At 43.2% G+C, this 17,566-nt stretch carries 20 protein-coding genes and 1 pseudogene; 12 read left to right on the forward strand and 9 right to left on the reverse strand.

Going from position 1 to position 17,566, the window contains the following annotated elements; genetic code table 11:
• The first annotated feature begins 82 nt into the window (after positions 1–82).
• Entirely contained in the window at positions 83–1,264 is a 1,182-nt protein-coding gene (locus tag BTA30_RS00145) for an MFS transporter (protein WP_076757838.1), read from the forward strand.
• Positions 1,265–1,620: 356 nt separating this feature from the next.
• Here the strand turns inward: BTA30_RS00145 and BTA30_RS00150 are convergent, their stop codons facing one another.
• The 3 genes from BTA30_RS00150 to BTA30_RS00160 are packed head-to-tail and all read right to left on the reverse strand — an operon-like array spanning position 1,621 to position 3,468.
• Positions 1,621–2,229 carry an ABC-2 transporter permease gene (locus tag BTA30_RS00150; protein WP_076757840.1) on the reverse strand — a complete coding sequence of 203 codons (609 nt, stop codon included), beginning with the start codon at positions 2,227–2,229 and terminating at the stop codon, positions 1,621–1,623.
• Positions 2,210–3,091, reverse strand: coding sequence for an ABC transporter ATP-binding protein (locus BTA30_RS00155; protein ID WP_076757841.1), 882 nt, complete (start codon positions 3,089–3,091; stop codon positions 2,210–2,212). Before BTA30_RS00155 ends, BTA30_RS00150 begins: the two co-directional genes overlap by 20 nt.
• Positions 3,091–3,468 carry a GntR family transcriptional regulator gene (locus tag BTA30_RS00160; RefSeq protein WP_076757843.1) on the reverse strand — a complete coding sequence of 126 codons (378 nt, stop codon included), beginning with the start codon at positions 3,466–3,468 and terminating at the stop codon, positions 3,091–3,093. The genes BTA30_RS00155 and BTA30_RS00160 overlap by 1 nt, the downstream gene beginning before the upstream one ends.
• 234 nt (positions 3,469–3,702) lie before the next feature.
• Between BTA30_RS00160 and BTA30_RS22440 the strand changes: the two genes are divergently transcribed.
• Positions 3,703–3,897 carry a hypothetical protein gene (locus tag BTA30_RS22440; protein ID WP_083696900.1) on the forward strand — a complete coding sequence of 65 codons (195 nt, stop codon included), beginning with the start codon at positions 3,703–3,705 and terminating at the stop codon, positions 3,895–3,897.
• A 340-nt stretch (positions 3,898–4,237) separates the two neighbouring features.
• Here BTA30_RS22440 and BTA30_RS00170 read toward each other — a convergent pair whose 3' ends face one another.
• Together BTA30_RS00170 and BTA30_RS00175 are read right to left on the reverse strand one after the other, a co-directional pair.
• Positions 4,238–4,762 carry a DinB family protein gene (locus BTA30_RS00170; protein ID WP_076757845.1) on the reverse strand — a complete coding sequence of 175 codons (525 nt, stop codon included), beginning with the start codon at positions 4,760–4,762 and terminating at the stop codon, positions 4,238–4,240.
• Positions 4,763–5,226: 464 nt separating this feature from the next.
• On the reverse strand, positions 5,227–6,963 hold the full coding sequence (locus tag BTA30_RS00175; protein WP_076757848.1) for an ABC transporter ATP-binding protein: 1,737 nt from the start codon (positions 6,961–6,963) through the stop codon (positions 5,227–5,229).
• 210 nt (positions 6,964–7,173) lie between these two features.
• Between BTA30_RS00175 and BTA30_RS00180 the strand changes: the two genes are divergently transcribed.
• The 6 genes from BTA30_RS00180 (at position 7,174) to BTA30_RS00205 (ending at position 12,575) form a co-directional block, all read left to right on the forward strand.
• Positions 7,174–7,821, forward strand: coding sequence for a DsbA family oxidoreductase (locus BTA30_RS00180; RefSeq protein WP_076757850.1), 648 nt, complete (start codon positions 7,174–7,176; stop codon positions 7,819–7,821).
• A gap of 130 nt (positions 7,822–7,951) precedes the next feature.
• Complete coding sequence (locus tag BTA30_RS00185) at positions 7,952–9,103, forward strand: erythromycin esterase family protein (RefSeq protein WP_076757853.1); 1,152 nt, start codon at positions 7,952–7,954, stop codon at positions 9,101–9,103.
• A gap of 259 nt (positions 9,104–9,362) precedes the next feature.
• Complete coding sequence (locus BTA30_RS00190; RefSeq protein ID WP_076757855.1) at positions 9,363–9,884, forward strand: SRPBCC family protein; 522 nt, start codon at positions 9,363–9,365, stop codon at positions 9,882–9,884.
• A gap of 115 nt (positions 9,885–9,999) precedes the next feature.
• Positions 10,000–10,878, forward strand: coding sequence for an aminoglycoside 6-adenylyltransferase (locus tag BTA30_RS00195; RefSeq protein ID WP_076757857.1), 879 nt, complete (start codon positions 10,000–10,002; stop codon positions 10,876–10,878).
• A gap of 111 nt (positions 10,879–10,989) precedes the next feature.
• The gene (locus BTA30_RS00200) at positions 10,990–11,814 is read left to right on the forward strand and encodes a pentapeptide repeat-containing protein (protein ID WP_076757859.1); all 825 of its coding nucleotides are present in this window, start codon (positions 10,990–10,992) and stop codon (positions 11,812–11,814) included.
• A 38-nt stretch (positions 11,815–11,852) separates the two neighbouring features.
• Complete coding sequence (locus tag BTA30_RS00205; protein WP_076757861.1) at positions 11,853–12,575, forward strand: YjjG family noncanonical pyrimidine nucleotidase; 723 nt, start codon at positions 11,853–11,855, stop codon at positions 12,573–12,575.
• A gap of 90 nt (positions 12,576–12,665) precedes the next feature.
• Here BTA30_RS00205 and BTA30_RS00210 read toward each other — a convergent pair whose 3' ends face one another.
• Entirely contained in the window at positions 12,666–13,061 is a 396-nt protein-coding gene (locus BTA30_RS00210) for a GNAT family N-acetyltransferase (RefSeq protein ID WP_076757863.1), read from the reverse strand.
• A 200-nt stretch (positions 13,062–13,261) separates the two neighbouring features.
• Between BTA30_RS00210 and BTA30_RS00215 the strand changes: the two genes are divergently transcribed.
• The 4 genes and pseudogenes from BTA30_RS00215 (at position 13,262) to BTA30_RS00230 (ending at position 15,014) form a co-directional block, all read left to right on the forward strand.
• Positions 13,262–13,972: a TioE family transcriptional regulator gene (locus BTA30_RS00215; RefSeq protein ID WP_076757864.1), complete on the forward strand. Its 711-nt coding sequence runs from the start codon at positions 13,262–13,264 to the stop codon at positions 13,970–13,972.
• Between the two features lie 81 nt (positions 13,973–14,053).
• Positions 14,054–14,302 (forward strand): sigma-G-dependent sporulation-specific acid-soluble spore protein CsgA, encoded by a 249-nt coding sequence (locus tag BTA30_RS00220; RefSeq protein WP_076757866.1) that lies wholly within the window; start codon positions 14,054–14,056, stop codon positions 14,300–14,302.
• A gap of 16 nt (positions 14,303–14,318) precedes the next feature.
• Complete coding sequence (locus BTA30_RS00225) at positions 14,319–14,510, forward strand: YbxH family protein (RefSeq protein ID WP_076757869.1); 192 nt, start codon at positions 14,319–14,321, stop codon at positions 14,508–14,510.
• Positions 14,511–14,646: 136 nt separating this feature from the next.
• Positions 14,647–15,014, forward strand: a pseudogene (locus BTA30_RS00230) (VOC family protein).
• A 40-nt stretch (positions 15,015–15,054) separates the two neighbouring features.
• Here the strand turns inward: BTA30_RS00230 and BTA30_RS00235 are convergent.
• Genes BTA30_RS00235 through BTA30_RS24045 form a run of 3 tightly spaced genes read right to left on the reverse strand, consistent with a single transcriptional unit; the run spans position 15,055 to position 17,462 of the window.
• Positions 15,055–15,321, reverse strand: coding sequence for a YbyB family protein (locus tag BTA30_RS00235; protein WP_076757872.1), 267 nt, complete (start codon positions 15,319–15,321; stop codon positions 15,055–15,057).
• Between the two features lie 57 nt (positions 15,322–15,378).
• A complete protein-coding gene (locus BTA30_RS00240; RefSeq protein WP_076757874.1) occupies positions 15,379–17,262 on the reverse strand; it encodes a thioredoxin domain-containing protein in 1,884 nt (627 codons plus the stop codon).
• Positions 17,263–17,300: 38 nt separating this feature from the next.
• Positions 17,301–17,462 carry a DUF255 domain-containing protein gene (locus tag BTA30_RS24045; RefSeq protein WP_023857722.1) on the reverse strand — a complete coding sequence of 54 codons (162 nt, stop codon included), beginning with the start codon at positions 17,460–17,462 and terminating at the stop codon, positions 17,301–17,303.
• Between the last annotated feature and the right edge of the window lie 104 nt (positions 17,463–17,566).

Below are 17,566 nucleotides of genomic sequence, written 5' to 3' on the forward strand. Positions count from 1 at the left end.
TATTGCGAAGTGTTTATTTTTTAATTATCATATCTACATTTCACGATATGTTAATTTATAATTGATTAAGGAGTGAACGACTATGTCTAACACCTGGAAAATTTATATTTTAGCCATCATCAGTTTTTTGGTAGGAACCTCAGAGTACATCATTTCCGGTATTTTGGATCAGATTGCTCATACACTCGGGATCACATTAGCTGCCGCGGGCCAGCTCATTACGATTTTTTCACTTGTATATGCTATTTTCACACCCATTCTCATGGCATTGACAGCAAGTATGGATAGACGCAAGTTAATGATTTATGCTCTCGGTTTGTTTGTGATAGGAAATATCCTGGCCTTTGCCCTGCCTGGTTATGGATGGTTTATTACAGCAAGAGTTATTATGGCATTGGGAGCAGGTATGGTTGTTGTAACCGCATTAACGGTTGCCGCCAAGATTGCACCGGAAGGGAAGCAGGGTAGTGCGATTGCTACTGTCGTCATGGGGTTTACCGCTTCTCTCATCATTGGTGTTCCACTCGGAAGAATGACAGCAGAAGCGTTGAGCTGGAAATCTGTGTTCGGCGGAATTGCTCTATTGGGATTAATAGCCATGGTCATTATCTTCTTGACTCTCCCGCATACTGAAGGGGATAAGCCTGTACCTTTATCTCAACAGCTTTCTCTTTTGAAGAAACGAAGAGTTGCGATGGGATTATCTATTACTTTTTTCTGGCTCGGGGGATATTCCATTGTTTATACCTATCTATCACCATATCTCCTGACCATTTCAGGGATAGGCGACAAGTTGCTTAGCGGCGTTTTGCTTATATTTGGAATCGCCAGTTTGGTTGGATCGAAGTTTGGAGGATATAGCACCGATAGATGGGGAGTGTCCCTTACACTGGCTGGCGGGATGATATTACATATCATCACACTGATTTTGCTCTCATTCGTCACCCACTCATATATCGGAGTGTTGGTGATTCTCATATTATGGTCGTTGGCGGCATGGTCTACCGGCCCGACACAGCAATATCACTTAGCGACTATAGAACCGGAATTGTCAGGTGTATTGCTTGGCATCAATCAGTCGATGATGCAATTCGCTATGGCTGCAGGTGCAGGAATAGGGGGAGTTTTTGTAGAGAACGTATCACTGGCTTCGATTACCTGGATTGGGGCATTGGGGGTTATGATTGCGATTGTAGTTTCATTGATGATTTTCAGTTCACATCCTAAAGAGAAAGCATCACATTTAGAAGAAATTAATCAATGATACGCTGCATTGATTAGCTTTGGAGATTCAAGGTTTCATTTGTCATCGAACTTTACAAACTGAAAGATCTAACATCCGCTCGGTGCAAAAGCGAGCGGATGTTTTTTACAAGAATGGCCATTAGCTGTTCAAAATCCGCAAATAAGCTTTCCGAGGCCCGACATTGTCCTGATAACGCACTCTTGCGATTTGCGAGATGTGAACCCATGCGGAGATCTGCTCTCTAAGCTTGACAATGCTTGAAACCAGTGACCATGAAGAGTTGTCAATGATGAAAAAATGATTTAAGCCCCATGGGTGAGCATCCAGCTTCGATCCTGTTTGGATAGCCTCTTTATCATTTCTCCTTAAATATCTTAAAACACTTTATTTCTATAAATACGAACCGACAGAAGCCATGAACATCCATATAGGGTAATAACCGATATGGCGACGATCAGATACAACGGAGTATTTTGTAAGGTTAGAAGCATGTGAATGAACTCTCTCATTTTATCGTTCAAGTTATGGAAAACAAAATTAACAGCCAGCAAATACACGCCAAATGCAACAATAGAAGCAATCAACAAATAGTTACTTTTAAATTTATAACAGAATGGCAGCATGAATGAGGCAGCTACTATCACAATGGCAACCATTAACAAGATCTCTTTCCATAAAATGAATTCTCCATGAATCATTATGTTTCCAATAAATATGGATGCAGCCACCATAAATGTAAAGAGAGCCACGACAATATACTTTGAACTGACAATCTCTTTTCGTGTATAAGGCAAAGAATTGAGAAGTATATGTATAGAAGACTTTTCATCTATTGAAAAGGCATTCATAGAAATAGCTATACTAAATGCAATTCCAACCCAGATGGGAGAAGCATCTAATATTAAATAAACACATAAACCAAGAAACAAAGCCGCTAATGTGTTTTTCTGCAAGACAATGTCCTTACGTATTAAGTTGAACATGCTGCTCAGCCCCTTTCTCCGTATAAAACATAATATCTTCGAGTGTGGGTTTTTCAATTAACACCATTTCTCCAAAAATATCTTTTATTCGTGGTTTATTCGCAGCTAATGCCTCAAATCCATGAGTTGATTTTCGAACCGCTATAAATTCCTGTTCTGTCTCCCGGTCTAATAACTCCATTCCGCCTTTTACAATGGCATACTCTTCCTCAATTTCGTAAAAGTCCTTTGTAAAGATATGCTCTCCTTTATGAATGAACGTTATATAATCTGCAATCGTATCTAAATCAGTTGTAATATGAGTCGAAAAAAAGATCGTTTTATCCCCATCCTGAATGAGTTGATGCAAGATATCCAACAGCTCCCGGCGGAAAATCGGATCCAGTCCGGACGTAGGTTCGTCCATAATAATTAATTCCGCATGATGGGACAAAGCGACGGCTAATGAAGCTTTCATCATCATACCTTTTGAGAACGTCTTGATTTTTTTAGTTAGCGGCAAGTTAAATGTTTTCACATAATCATTGAATACTTGATCATCCCAATTTACATAGGATCTTCTCACAATTTCTTTCATTTCAGCCAACGTTAAATGTTCATAGAATATATTGTGATCAAATACAAAACCAATTCGTTGTTTTATTTCTTTCTCATGCTCCTTGTAATTCAAGCCAAATACCGTAACCGTTCCGCTGTCAGGTTGCAATAAATTCATGATCAATTTAATCGTTGTCGATTTCCCTACACCATTTCCACCTATAAACCCGGTGACAAAACCTTTTTTTACCGTCATTGAAAAGTCCTTTAGATGAAAACCTTCGAATGACTTATGAACATGGTGGAGTTCAATTACATTGTCCATCATTCTTCCTCCCTATATAAAATGGTAAGCAAATCTTTTAATTCTGTAAGGGTAATGCCAATGTCTTTACTATTTTTTATTGCTGCCAGCAATTGCTCTTCAATTGCTTTCATTTTTCCTTCCTTCATTATTTCGTCATTTTGATCTGATACAAAAGAGCCTTTCCCGACCACAGAATAAATGAACCCATTCTTCTCGAGTTCTTCATAGGCACGCTTTGACGTAATAAGACTTACATTCATATCCTTTGCTAATTGGCGCATAGAAGGCAGCGGCTGTCCCGGATTCAATTCATTTGCAAGAATATGATCCTTAATTTGAGTGTAAATTTGTTCATAAATGGGTTGCTTTGAATTGTTCGAAATTATAATTTTCATTTCAAAACCTCTTTACATTATCTGTGCTTCAACATACACAATATACACAATATGTACAATATACACAAAGTATGGATCAATTACAACTGTTTTCTAAAAATATATCCTCTCCCTCCAATGTTTACTGAAGTGTGCCAAATTGAAGTTCCCTGCGGCTAAAGACTTTTTTTAATACTGATTTATTTAATAGTAAGAGGTTGTTGTTTCGACAAACAAAAAAGGAAATGAGTTCATATGGCAATATCAATTCATAGATTACATGAATGCGATGCAGAAGAATTGTTTCAGTTTGAAAAGACGAATAGGCTGTTTTTTGAAAAGATGGTACCCAGTCGAGAGGAAGATTATTTTCAATTTAATATGTTTAAAATCAAACATAGAGAACGATTAGCTGAGCAAAAAGAAAAAAGGCAACATTCTATATCATAAGGGATCACTCAGGCAATATTGCGGGAAGGATTAATGTAGTTGATATTGATGCAGCTAATCATGCGGCTGAAGTCGGTTTGAAGTGGGACAAGAATATACGGGGAAAGGAATAGCAACTAGCGCCTTAAAGCTGTTATTACAATCGGAATTAAATCTAAAAAACAACAACAAACAATCTTGCCTCCCAAAAGGTTTTCGAAAAAACGGTTTTAATCAAGTCTGTATCAGTGATAACGAGTTTGAAATGAACGGCCAAAACCTAAGGTTTATTCATTACATTTGGGAACGCTAAAAATTCTTCAGTGAAAATATCCGCTCGCTAAAGCGAGCGGACGTTTTGTCAGTCCGCCAAAATCCGAAGATAAGCCTTCCAAGGCCCGACATCATCCTGATACCGCTTCGCCAGCACCCTTGCGATTTGCGAGATGTGACTGAGATCGTGTGCCACCCATGTTGAAATCTGTTCTCTAAGCTTGACGACCCCAAACTCAGGGTGCACCCCCGTTTGTTCGAAGTCGGTTTCTGGATCAACGAGTTGCCGTAATGTCTCCAAATTCGCCCGCCGAAGTTCGGCAAACTCGCTAAGCAGCTGTTCAATCGTTTTCCCGGCGTTTTGATTCAACTGGCTGAAGCGGTCGAACGGCGGAAAAGTTTCTGTTTCTCCTTTTGTGAGGATCACTTTGATCCGCGGAATCCAATTATTCCTTTCACCTTCGATTAGATGCCCCACGACATCAAAGGCGCTCCAAGTACCTTCGCCTTCATGGCAGCTAATCCACGAGCTTGATAATCCAGTCAACAAATGACTCAATGTTTGCGGTGTGCGCTCCAGGATTTCGATTGTTTCTTTGAGTTGAAAGTTCATGTATATGACCTCCATATTCAATTTAAAATAAAAGGTTTGATTTCCACAATAATAGATGAGATAAGACCGACGTGATTTACATTTATTTTAATAGAACAGTTGGAAAAGAGAAACGCTTACTTCGTTATTCTATTGGGGTTGAATAAATAGAAGGTTCAAAGTTTTAACTGGATTAAAAATAAGATCTCTAGCTGAAGGCGTCGTCGAACTGAAGCACGGTATGACCTATTGATCGAATATTGTAACGGTGATCACAGTATTCGCAGGCCGCGGCCAACCTTTGTGTGATCTCCCTGAAAAGCCTGGAAGTATGCACATGAAATAAAAGAGAAAATATGAATAGAAGAAGAGAAATCTATAGAGGTTGTTTCGGCGTATGCTCTTTATAGGTGAATGACGATTCCGATTGATAGAAAAGACAAAAAGGTATCCCAAAATTCCCTCGGGACACCTTTTTTTATAGGCTACGTCAACTGCCGCTCCGCAAACTCCCGATACAGCGCATGCGAAGCAATCAGCTCATGATGCCGCCCCATCCCGGTAATTTCGCCTTTTTCGATAAACATAATTTGATCCGCGTTCACAATCGTCGATAGCCGGTGGGCGATGACGAAGGTTGTGCGGCCTTCCATGAGGCGGGCGAGGGCTTGCTGGACGATGCCTTCTGATTGGCTGTCGAGGCTGGCTGTCGCTTCGTCCATCATTAACATTTTCGGGTCGCGCAGGAAGGCGCGGGCGATGGCGATGCGCTGCCTCTGACCTCCTGAGAGCTTGACGCCGCGTTCGCCGACTTCCGTGTCAAGCCGGTCTGGGAATTGTTTGATGAAATCAGCGGCAAAGGCCATTTCTGCTACTTCCCACAGTTTCTGGTCGTCAATTTCGTCGGCGTTATCCAATCCGTAGCAAAGGTTCTCACGGATTGTCCCCGCCATCATCGGGCTGTCTTGAGATACGTAGCCGATTTGGCTGCGCCACGATTTCATTGACAGTTCGCCGATCGGCGTTTCACCGATTTTAATCACTCCTGAGCTCGGTTCGTAAAAACGCTCGAGCAGGCCGAACATCGTCGTTTTTCCGCCGCCGCTCGGGCCGACAAAGGCGATCATTTGCCCAGGTTCGACGTCAAAGGAGACATTGTGCAGGACGGGTTCATCATTGCTGTAGGAGAATGAAACATTTTCAACACGTACCGGCTCGTTTGCAATGTCCCTTTCGATTCCTTTTTGCCCCTCCTCCTCTCCCGTATTGAGAATCTCGATTATTCGCTCTGTGGCTCCTTTTGCTTTTTGCAGTTGGGTAAAAAACATTGTAAATGATGTAATCGGAAAAACGATTTGAAAGAGATAGAGCAAAAACGCGATAAGCGAGCCTGCTGACATCGTACCGTCGGCGACGCGAATGCCGCCATAACCGATAATGGCAACGATGACAATCATAATCACAAGGTGCATGAACGGGGAGACGAGCGCAAAAATCCTGGCTTCCTTCAGGCCGTATTCAAACAGCTTTGAAATGCCTGACAACCCTTTTGTTTTTTCTGTATGCTCCGCGTTCGATGCTTTCATTAATCTGATTTCGCTTAATGTCTGCTGGACATTTCCGGTGAAAGAAGCCGTTTCATCCTGCAATGTTTTTGAGATGTTGTGCATTTTCATGCCAAGCGGGATCATGATGAAGGTCGTAATCGGTACCGCAACGAGCATGAGGAGCGTCATTTTCCAGTCCATGATCAGCAAAATGATCACCGATCCGACAATGGTGATGATCCCTGAAACAAACTGTGGAAAATGGTCGGAAATTAAACTCTCGACGATACCGGTATCATTGACAACACGGCTGACTGTTTCGCCGCTCCTCTTTTCATCAAAGTAACGGACAGGAAGCCGCAGCAGTTTAAACCACATCCGCTCCCGCAAAGAAGCGACCACTTTTTGCCCGGCATAGGAAAGAAAGTAGGTTGAAAACCCGTCGCAGATCGCTTGAATGATAAAAACGACTGCAAGGATTCCCGCTAAGGCCATGTTGATGGAATTGGCGGAGAAGCCGTCAACCATTTCCCTCGTCAGTAACGGGATGGACAGTCCGACTAACGTTGTGATGAAGCTTGCGGTTAATCCGATGGCAAGCGCCAATCTGGGAATCTTGCCCGAGAGAATCAATGAGAAGAACGGTTTTAAGCTATTTTTGTTCTTTGTTTCCATTTGCTGGACTCCTTATCAATTAATGTACTTCAAAGAAAATAAACCGGTAACTTGCAACGCCTCATACTACGATTTGAATGGCGGAAAGTTTCTAAAGCCGCAAATTTTTAATCTCATATTAAAGTATTGACAGAAGTCTCGATTGTAACTATTATAGTTACATATCGTATATTTGTAACAGATGTTGTTACAAAAGAAGGGAATCAAGACATGACAATCAAAATAAAAGTATATTCCGATTACGTATGCCCGTTTTGTTTTTTGGGAAAAGACCAGTTTGAGAAAGCGATCGAAGGAAAGGACGTCGAAGTGGAGTGGATGCCGTTTGAACTGAGGCCTCGTCCTTCTGAACAATTGGACCCGTTGAACGATCCTTCAAAATTGGCGATGTGGGATGGTGCGATTAAGCCGAGAATTGAAGCATGGGGCGTCAATATGAAGCTGCCTGAAATCTCCCCGCATCCTTATACAGACTTAGCCCATGAAGGCTATCATTTTGCGAAAGAGCATGGTAAAGCGAAAACGTACAATGACCGGGTTTACGAAGCGTTTTTCCAAGAAGATCAAAATATTGGAGACATCGATGTGCTGACAAAGCTCGCAAAAGAAGCGGGATTGGATGAAAAGGCGTTTAAAGATGCTTTGGCGGAGAGAAAGTATCAAGACGTGCAGCGCCGAGCGCTTCAGCATGCCTATGAAGAAGCCGGGATTACCGCCGTACCGACTTTTATCATCGGCAATGAGCGGATCGCCGGAGCTGCGGCTCAAGAAGTGTTTGAACAGGTGCTTGAAGAGGAAAGCCAAAAAAACCGTTTTGCTGAAGCTATGCAATGCGATGTTGACGGGAAGTCTTGTTAACAAAAACCAGTCTACTTGGAACCCTTTAGATGAGACAATCTAAAGGGTTTTTTCGCGTAATGAAGGATTTTACAGTAAGCTGTACAATTCAAACAATGAGCAATCAATCTAAAATGGAGGTGTTAAAACAGTGGATGATTTATTTGCTGAAATAAGAGATGAATCGATTAATATTGGAGGGGCTGATGGTTATAAATTTGACTTCTTTAAAGAGATATTGGGAAATAAAAGATTTGTTTTTCTTGGTGAAAGCAGTCATTGTGTCAAAGAATACATTGAGGCGAAGGCAAGCTTGATCAAATATCTGCATCAGGAATTAGGATTTCGTATTCTTGCTTTTGAAAGTGAATTGGGGGATTGCACCATAGGAAATGACCTTTCAACAGAACTCAATTCCAAAGAGTTTATGTCCGGTTCCATCGGGAAAGTTTGGCAAAACGAATTTATGCTCGATTTGTTTGAGTATATGAAGGAAACTCAACAGCGGCAGCCTTTGCATTTAACAGGCGTTGATGTTCAGCAGAGCATGGATAAGCACTTTTCCTCCTACATGCGTTCGCATTTGACAGGGGACCTCAGGAAGATGTATGTAGCATTTGATACGCGCACAAATGAGATGCTGGATAAAGATTACATATTAAAAAGACGTTTTAGGAAAACAGTAGAAGAGATTGAAGGCATGGGCCAAGAACTGATGAATGGGCTTGAAAAACAGACTTTTCCCTCTGCCATGCTTCGTGATGTCGTGTTACAGACAATGAAAAACAGAATGAATTATTTTAAGGCGAATTTTACAAAAGGTTTTTCCAAATTGTTTGAGTATCGAGATGAATTAATGGCGAAGAATCTTGAATTTTTATCTCAGCATGTTTATCCCGATGAGAAATTTATCATATGGGCTCACAATCTTCACATCAAAAAACAGAGCAGTGCCAATCGGTTTTCCCCATATCGATCATTTGTAGAAAACCTTCCGCTATTCATGAAAGAGGACAGCTTTGTTATTGGTTTTTATGCAGGAGAGGGAAGAATGGGAGATTACAAAGGGAGCGACTATCCTATTAAAAAAACGAACAAAAAGCACATGGAATGGCTGCTCAGCCATTCACCCCACCAAAATTTTTTTATACCATGCACTTCAAGGTGGGGAGAAAATAAGTGGAAGGCTTTTGAAGGAGGAGGTTTGCGCATTTCTTTTAAGCCGGTTCAGCAATATGATGGGGTTTTGTTCTTTAAAAAAGTAACACCAGCAAATGTTAATGTTGAACAGAATAATTCGTAACAGCTTTGCGTTTTTTCTTTCGCTGCTAAAAGGTTGAGCAATAGAAGGCAATGCGATATTGACGGAAATGAATGTTGCATATAATCCCTATAGATGAAATTCATCTATAGGGATTTTTTATGTTGGCGAAAAAACCCTTTTTCGTTATATTTGATTTATGAAGAAATGTTGAACACTTCTGTGGAAAAGCGCTTACATATGTTCTTCATGTTTCTTTTCTTACCGGTTTACAAACATTCCATTTCAGGGAGGAATCATGATGTCCGACAAAACAGTAAACAGCATTAAAGCGAAAGCAGAAGGAAAAACCCTCGTCATCGAGCGGGTCTTCGATGCTCCGCGGGAGCTTGTGTTTAAGGCTTTTTCCGAGTCTGGGCAATTGGAAAGCTGGTGGGGGCCTAAGGGGTGGCAAACCGAAAATTATAAGTTTGAATTTAAGCCGCATGGTGTATGGCATTATTGCATGGAGTGTAAAGATGAGAACCAGGGCGAATTTTATGGGCGCAAGTCTTGCGGCAAGGCTGTTTATCAGGAGATTGTGACCCCTGAAAAAATCGTGTACACGGATATGTTTACAGACGAGGAAGGGAATGTTGTTCCCGGGATGCCGGAGATTTTGATCGAGGTGAATTTCGCGGAACACGAAGATCAAACAAAACTGATTACACGTTCTCAATTTTCTTCACCAGAGGAGCTTCAGCAATTGATGGATAAGGGGATGGTCGAAGGGTTTTCCTCACAGATGGAGCGCCTTGACGATCACCTGAAGGCCATACGCTAAAAGCGGGAGGACATATCAATGACATGTTTAGAGCATTTCATATAACCATGTATTCGGGGACCTCCAAATGTTCGTGTGTTTTGTCAAACAATCACGATATAGGAGGCTGAAGAAAATGCGTTCAGAAAAAGAAATCATGGATTTGGTGCTAAGAGTTGCAGAAGAGGACAGCCGCGTCAGAGCTGTCGGCATGAACGGCTCGCGAACGAACCCAAACGTTCCGAAAGATCCTTTTCGCGATTTTGATATTGCGTATCTGGTGACAGACATGCAGTCCTTTCTCGATGATGATCCCGATTGGGTCGATGTGTTTGGCGAGCGGATTATCATGCAGACGCCGGAAGACATGGAGCTGTTTCCGAATGATCTCGGCAATCGTTTTTCGTATTTGATGCTGTTTACGGACGGCAGCCGGATCGACTTGATGCTCATTCCTTTAGAAGAAAAGGATCAATATTGCCGTGAAGACGGACTGACTGTCATCTTGCTCGATAAGGATGATGTCTTGCCCGCGATCCCTCAGCCGACGGATCAGGAGTATTGGGTGCAAAAGCCGTCCGCACAATGTTTTGCCGACTGCTGCAATGAATTTTGGTGGACATCGACATATGTGGCAAAAGGTTTGTGGCGGCAGGAAATTCTTTATGCTTTGGATCATTTAAACCTTGTAAGGGCGATGCTGCTGAAAATGCTTGAATGGAAGGTCGGCATCGAAACCAATTTTTCACTGAGCATTGGAAAAAACGCAAAATTTCTTAATCGTTATCTTGATGAGAAAACGTGGGGAAGACTTTTGCTGACTTATCCCGCAGCAGATGATGAACAGGTGTGGAACGTTTTGTTCCAGATGGCGGATTTATTTGAGCAGACGGCTGTCGAAGTGGCTGAACAGATCGATTTTTCGTATATTTTTGCAGAAGCTGACAACGTCAAGCGGTACCTCGCGTATGTTCAGCATCTGCCATCCGGCGCCAAGGAGATTGATTTTAGCTGACATGAAAGCCTTGCACACGACGTGCAAGGCTTGTTTCAATTCCCGATTGTATTTTTTCCAAGATCAGACTATGATTAAGCATAGCCATTAACTTCAGAAGGAAGTGTAAGTATGAACAATGACAGTATTCCCGGTCATTTAAGAGCGGACTGTGAGAATTGTTACGGGCTGTGCTGTGTTGCTTTGCCTTATGCAAAGTCTGCTGACTTTGCTTTTGATAAAGACGGAGGCGATCCTTGTCCCAATTTGCAGGCGGATTACCGGTGCGGCATTCATCACGATTTGCGGGAAAAAGGGTTTCGGGGCTGTGCTGTTTATGAATGCTTCGGAGCCGGTCAAAAGGTATCGCAAGACGCCTATCACGCAAACGATTGGCGGGATCACCCGGCATTGGCGGAAGAAATGTTTGCCGTGTTTCCCGTGATGCAGCAGCTTCATGAAATGCTTTATTATTTAAATGAAGCGATTCATGTGAAAGCTGCCCAGCCCATTCAAGCAGATTTGCAGATTGCTATAGAAAAAACGGAGTCCCTCACGAATCTGAATCCAGCATCACTTCTGGATCTTGATGTTCCAGGGCATCGGGCGATGGTGAATGACCTGCTTCTGCGCACAAGCGAATTCGTTCGGGCAAAAGTGAAAAAGAAGAACCAGCGGATGAAAATAGGCAGGGGAATCGATATGATCGGCGCAAAGTTAAAGGGAGCCGACCTTCAGGGGGCAGATCTCAGAGGGGCGTTTTTGATTGCGGCGGATCTTAGAGGTTCTAATATGAGGATGACGGATCTGATTGGAGCCGATCTTCGAGACGCTGACTTGAGCGGAGCTAACCTTTTGGGAAGCATTTTTCTCACGCAAGTTCAGGTCAATTCGGCTAAGGGTGATCGCAAAACGCAATTACCGCCTGCTTTAAAGACCCCTGAGCATTGGCAGTAGGGCGCTGGCCAACAAAAGACAAAAGCGGAGGCATATCTATGAAAACGTATCGCACTTTATTGTTTGATGTCGATGATACACTATTGGACTTCGGCGCTGCGGAAAACACCGCGCTGCGCCTGCTCTTTGAGGAACAGAACATTCCTTTCACAGATCAAATCAAAGCCGATTACAAAAGAATCAATCAGCGTTTATGGAGGGCTTTTGAAGACGGCGGCATCAGCCGCGATGAAGTGGTGAACACCCGTTTTTCTCTGTTATTCAAGGAATATGGCCTTGAGGCTGACGGCGCTTTGTTAGAGAAGAAGTATCGCAGCTTCCTTGAGGAAGGGCATCAGCTTATGGACGGAGCCTATGAATTGATAGAAAGACTGCACGAACAATATGATTTATATATTGTGACGAACGGTGTTTCCAAAACGCAGTATAAGCGCTTGCGTGATTCAGGGCTGTATCCGATGTTCAAGGATATTTTCGTTTCGGAGGATACCGGTTTTCAAAAGCCGATGAAGGAATACTTTGATTATGTTTTTGAGCGGATTCCTCATTTTTCTATAGAACAGGGGCTGATCATCGGGGATTCATTGACAGCGGACATAAAAGGAGGCCGGCTGGCCGGATTGGATACATGCTGGGTCAATCCTGGTGAGAAAGCAAATGATACGGACATTGTGCCGACATATCAAATCCAAAAGCTCGATGAGCTGCAACAAATTTTAAACCTTGGAAGAAAGCCTTCGGCTGTTCGGTGTCTATCTTGAGTAAGCTGAGACGTATTTTATGCAGCACTTCTTTCTTAAAAGCCCGCATTAAAAATCCCAATTGCTCGGAATGAACAATTGGGATTTGTTTTAAAGCGTTCCCGACAAACTGATTGATTTTGGATACGTATAATCAAAGCCAAATGTCTGATATAAACCGATTGACGGGACATCTGCCATTAAGATCACATCGGCGTCTTTTGGTGCGTTTTCCCGGAGATAGTCTGTGATTTCGTTCATGATGGCTTTCTTGATCTCTTTGTCCGGGGGTCTGACAGCAATATCGACGATTTGGAAATAGCAGCCGCCGTCCCCGACAATTCTGGCCATTCCGATAAGCTTTGACTCTTCATCCCTTATCAGGACCGAAAAAACCGAGCGGCTCAAAGCCGTTTTGGCTGAAGAGACCTCCTTTTCGCTTAGACCGGCAGCCGTTCGCAATTCGTTATACTCACTTGGGTTTGGAACTTCATAAGAAATCTTCATCATAGCCTCCTTTGTATAGATTTATCACTTTCACCATCTATTTTACAAGGTTAATGCAAGTGATAAGGTTTATGTTTATGTCTTTAATTTTATTGGGAGTTAGATTATCTTAGCACTTTAATGTTTTTCTCTAAAGTTTGTCTGAGCGTCTGCAGTTTGGTATAGTGAAGGTCCGATAAAACCGATGGGGAGGACCCGAGATGCGCTATTACAAACCGATTGAGATCGCCAGGGAGCTTGACATCAGTACGAGCGCGTTGCGGCATTATGAGTCTTGGGGAGTCGTTCCTGCACCCGAGCGCGCGGAGAATGGCTATCGCCTCTATACCAGTCTGCATCTGGCTTATTTCCGCTGCCTTCGCGCCATGTTTCCGGCGTTTGGCGTAGGGCTCACCTGCAAAGTGCTTCGTCATGTCCAAAACGGCGACATGGACGCCGCCTTCTGGCTTGTGAACAAAGAACAAGCCGATTTGCAGGAGGAAAAAGCTGTTGCCGATCAAACGCTTGCCGTATTGCGAGATCCGGAACTCCCGGTTGTTTCAGGTAAAAGGTTGAAACGCCGTATGACGATCGGTGAAGCGGCTTCTCTCACAAATGTAGAAACCTCTGCCATCCGCCACTGGGAAAAAGAAGGGCTGATCTCGCCGGAACGGGATCAGGAGAATGGCTACCGTCTATTCACTCCGATGCATATCAGGCAAATTTTATTGATCCGCACTTTGAGAAGGACCGTTTATTTTTTGGAGAATATGAAGGAAATCGTTCAGGCTGTTGAATATCAAAGCATTGAAAAAGCAAAGGAAGTCACCGAAAATGCGCTGAAAAGCATCAATCAGCGCAACCGCAGGCAGTTCTACGGTGTTCACCAGTTGCTAGAGCTGTGTAAAGAGGCAGAGCTGATAGACAATTAACTAAAGCGGTGCGATTTTCTAAAAAAATGCATGATTTTGGGGAATTCAACCAACCTAATGGGTAAAAAAGGAGCGCGGAACATGGATACAACATTAGGCTATTTGCGCGAATCACTGTCAAATCATCTTGAACATGGCACAGGACAGAGCATTTACAGAAAAATCGCATCCCGGCAGTATGCGAATGAGGAAGAGTTTGTCAGACACTTGGATGAGCGGGAAATTGCTTTTCTGAATCAAGTGCTTGAACATGAGATGAAATATGCAATGAATGAACAGGATCATAAACGGACGAGAGAATTAAACGAAGTGTATGAACTGCTGTTTTGAAAGGCGGGCGGGGTAGATGGGTGCAATAGAACGGAACGGCTATACGTTTGAACCGGAGTACAGCGTGACAAGGCAAAACGGAGCGATTCATGTGTACCGGCGCGGTCAGTTTGTCGAGGAGATTCCATTCGAATTTTACGGAGAAATTCCAGAGCATGATCTGATCGAAGAGCTGGTAAATCATTATTGCTATGAGAATAAAATATAAACCAACCAGGCTGCCCTATTTCTTGGCAGCTTTTTTCTTTGACGAAGCAGGATATGTACATCGGACAAATTGTTAAATTATTGGGAATTTATGATAAATTAGTTTTGAGAAATCTTAAAGGAAGAGAGGCTATGTTATGTTTTTGAAAGGCATTGACCACGTACAAATTGCCGCTCCTCAAAACAGTGAGAATCTATGCAGGGAATTCTTTTCCGGCATATTTGAAATGAAGGAAATTCCGAAGCCTGAGAACTTGAGAAAGCGAGGGGGGGGCTGGTTTCAATGCGGCGAACAGGAGCTTCATGTAGGAATTCAAGAAAATTTTACTCCGGCAGTAAAAGCCCATCCGGCATTCAGTGTTGCCGATCTAAAAAAGCTGAAAGAAAGGTTAATGGAATTGAAATAAAAGAAGATGAACCTTTAGAGGGTGCAGAACGGTTTTATATCAATGATCCATTCGGCAACCGCCTCGAATTTTTAGAGCGGCGGGAAAAAAAGAAATAAAAGCTGCCATACTTGATATGACAGCTTTTATGACGGGACGCTATTTTTTCTCTTTATCATAATAATGAACCGGATACATGGACCCTTCCGAAACCATTTTATTGTCTTCAACATCCTGCGGGGACGGATTGCCTGCTTTTTCGACCGGGAATGAATCTTTGTTTTGTTTTTCCGAAAAATAAGGGATTTTTTCTTTTGCGTTTTGCATATACGCTTTCAGCTTTTGTCTGTTTGACTGATCTTTTAACATATAAGCGGCGACTCCGGCGACAACGGCGAGACCCGAAATGACGTTTTTCTGCTTCATGCTCTAAACCCCTTTCTATTGATGGATTTGTATTTGTTTTCCCACGGTCGCCGCTGCTTAAACGGATAGCAGCCGTTTAAGCGCTCCATCAATATCTGCCGTCGGTTTCTGGCAGGCGAAATTTTCGCAAATATAAACCGTTGTTTTGTCATCTATGGCTTTATAGTCTGCCGCAAAATCTGCAATTCCTTTAAAATCACCCGGCGATTCGGCTGCGAGGACGGCATAATTCGGCTGAAAGGCCTGCTGCAATGCCGCAATGATTTTCTGCCTGTCCGGATCATCCTGCTTTCCGATCGCGACAATTTCTTTTTGCGGCATCACATGACTTAACAGGCTTTGGAGAAAGTTTGTATGACCGCTTGGATAGGATGAGACGTCTCCGTGAAACGCTGAAAACATCTTCGCGACCTGATCAATCAATGACAAATCACCCGTCAGCCGCCCGAGCCGCAATAACTGAACGGCCGCTGCGCCGTTTCCTGAAGGGAGAGCGCCGTCATATACTTCTTTGTCCCGGACGATTAACGCTTCTGCATCGCTCCCGGTAAAATAAAATCCGCCATGCTCTTCATCCCAGAACAGGTCGGTCATCTTTGCAGCCAGTTCCTTCGCTTTGCGCAATTCAGCCAAGTCAAATGTTGCTTCATACAATTCCAGATAAGCCCACAGCAGAAATGCGTAGTCATCGATAAACCCTTTATTTTTCACTTCGCCATCACGGTAGCGGACCATGACGCGTCCGTCTTTGATCAACTCGTCTTCAATAAATGCAGCGGCAGTCCGCGCCATTTTCAGATATTCAGGCGCATTGTAGACTTTCGCCGCTTTGGCGAGACCGGCAATCATCAGGGCGTTCCAAGATGTCAGCACTTTATCATCGACATGTGGATATGTTCTTTCCTGCCGTTTTTCAAAGAGTCTTTTTCTCGCTTCTTCAAGCTTCTCTTGAAGTTCTGCATCTGTTAATGAGAACTCGACCTTCACATTTTCCAACCTGGTATAAATCAGATTTGGAATATTGTTCCCCTCGAAATTCCCTTCAGGCGTGATGTTATAAACGGCGCAATATAATTCGCCAAGATCATCTCCGAGCGTTTCAAGGATTTCGTCTTTTGACCATACATAATACTTGCCCTCTACACCTTCAGTGTCCGCATCAAGCGCAGAATAAAAAGCGCCTTTCTCATCCGTCATTTCACGGCGGACAAAAGTGATGATCTGCTCGGAAATCCGGCGGTAACGTTCGTTTTTCGTTATTTGATAGGCCTCTGTAAAAGCGATCAGCAATAAAGCATTGTCATAGAGCATTTTTTCAAAGTGGGGAACGAGCCATTCATTATCGGTCGAATAACGGGCGAATCCGAAGCCGATATGGTCATAGATGCCTCCGTCCGCCATGCTGTCCAGCGTTTTCGTCACGCTGTACAAGGCGTTTTCCTCACCGCTGTATTGATGATAGCGAAGCAGAAAGGTCAGCATATGGGGAATCGGAAACTTCGGTGCGCTGCCGAATCCGCCATATGCTGCGTCAAAGCTGTTGATCAGCTGCTGATACGTGCGCTTCAGAATATCCTCGTCAAGCGACTCGCCGGATTCGCTTTTCGCTTTGATTCTTAAATTATTGGCCGCCTTTTCAGCAATGTCTTCCACGTGATCGCGGTTTTTCGCAAACGTATCAGAAAGCTGCTGCAATACTTCGACAAATCCCGGACGGTTAAAACGGCTTGTCTTCGGAAAATATGTACCAGCATAAAACGGCTTCTGCTCAGGCGTCAAAAAAACATTCAACGGCCAGCCGCCCTGCCCCGTCATCATCTGGCAGATCGTCATATAAATCGAGTCGACATCAGGCCGCTCCTCGCGATCGACTTTAATCGATACGAAATTCTCATTTAAAAGCTTTGCAACTTCTCCATCTTCAAAGCTTTCGTGGGCCATGACGTGACACCAATGGCATGTGCATTAGAATAACCAAACTAGCTATACCCAATAGATACGAGTACAGGCTTGTTCTCGCGTTTCGCTTTATCAAATGCTTCTTCTCCCCAAGGAAACCAGTCCACAGGGTTGTGAGCGTGTTGAAGTAAATATGGGGACTTCTCAGCGATTAATCTATTGGGTTTATTGTTAGTTGGCATGGGATCACCTTCTTTCTTTACAATAATTTCTTTGTTTTAACTTACCACACTGGGATAAAAAAATACCATGAGTGCATAAATAAATTCGCAAGAACTTTCAAAAA

The organism is Bacillus swezeyi, from assembly GCF_001969815.1.
GTDB classification, from domain to species: domain Bacteria; phylum Bacillota; class Bacilli; order Bacillales; family Bacillaceae; genus Bacillus; species Bacillus swezeyi.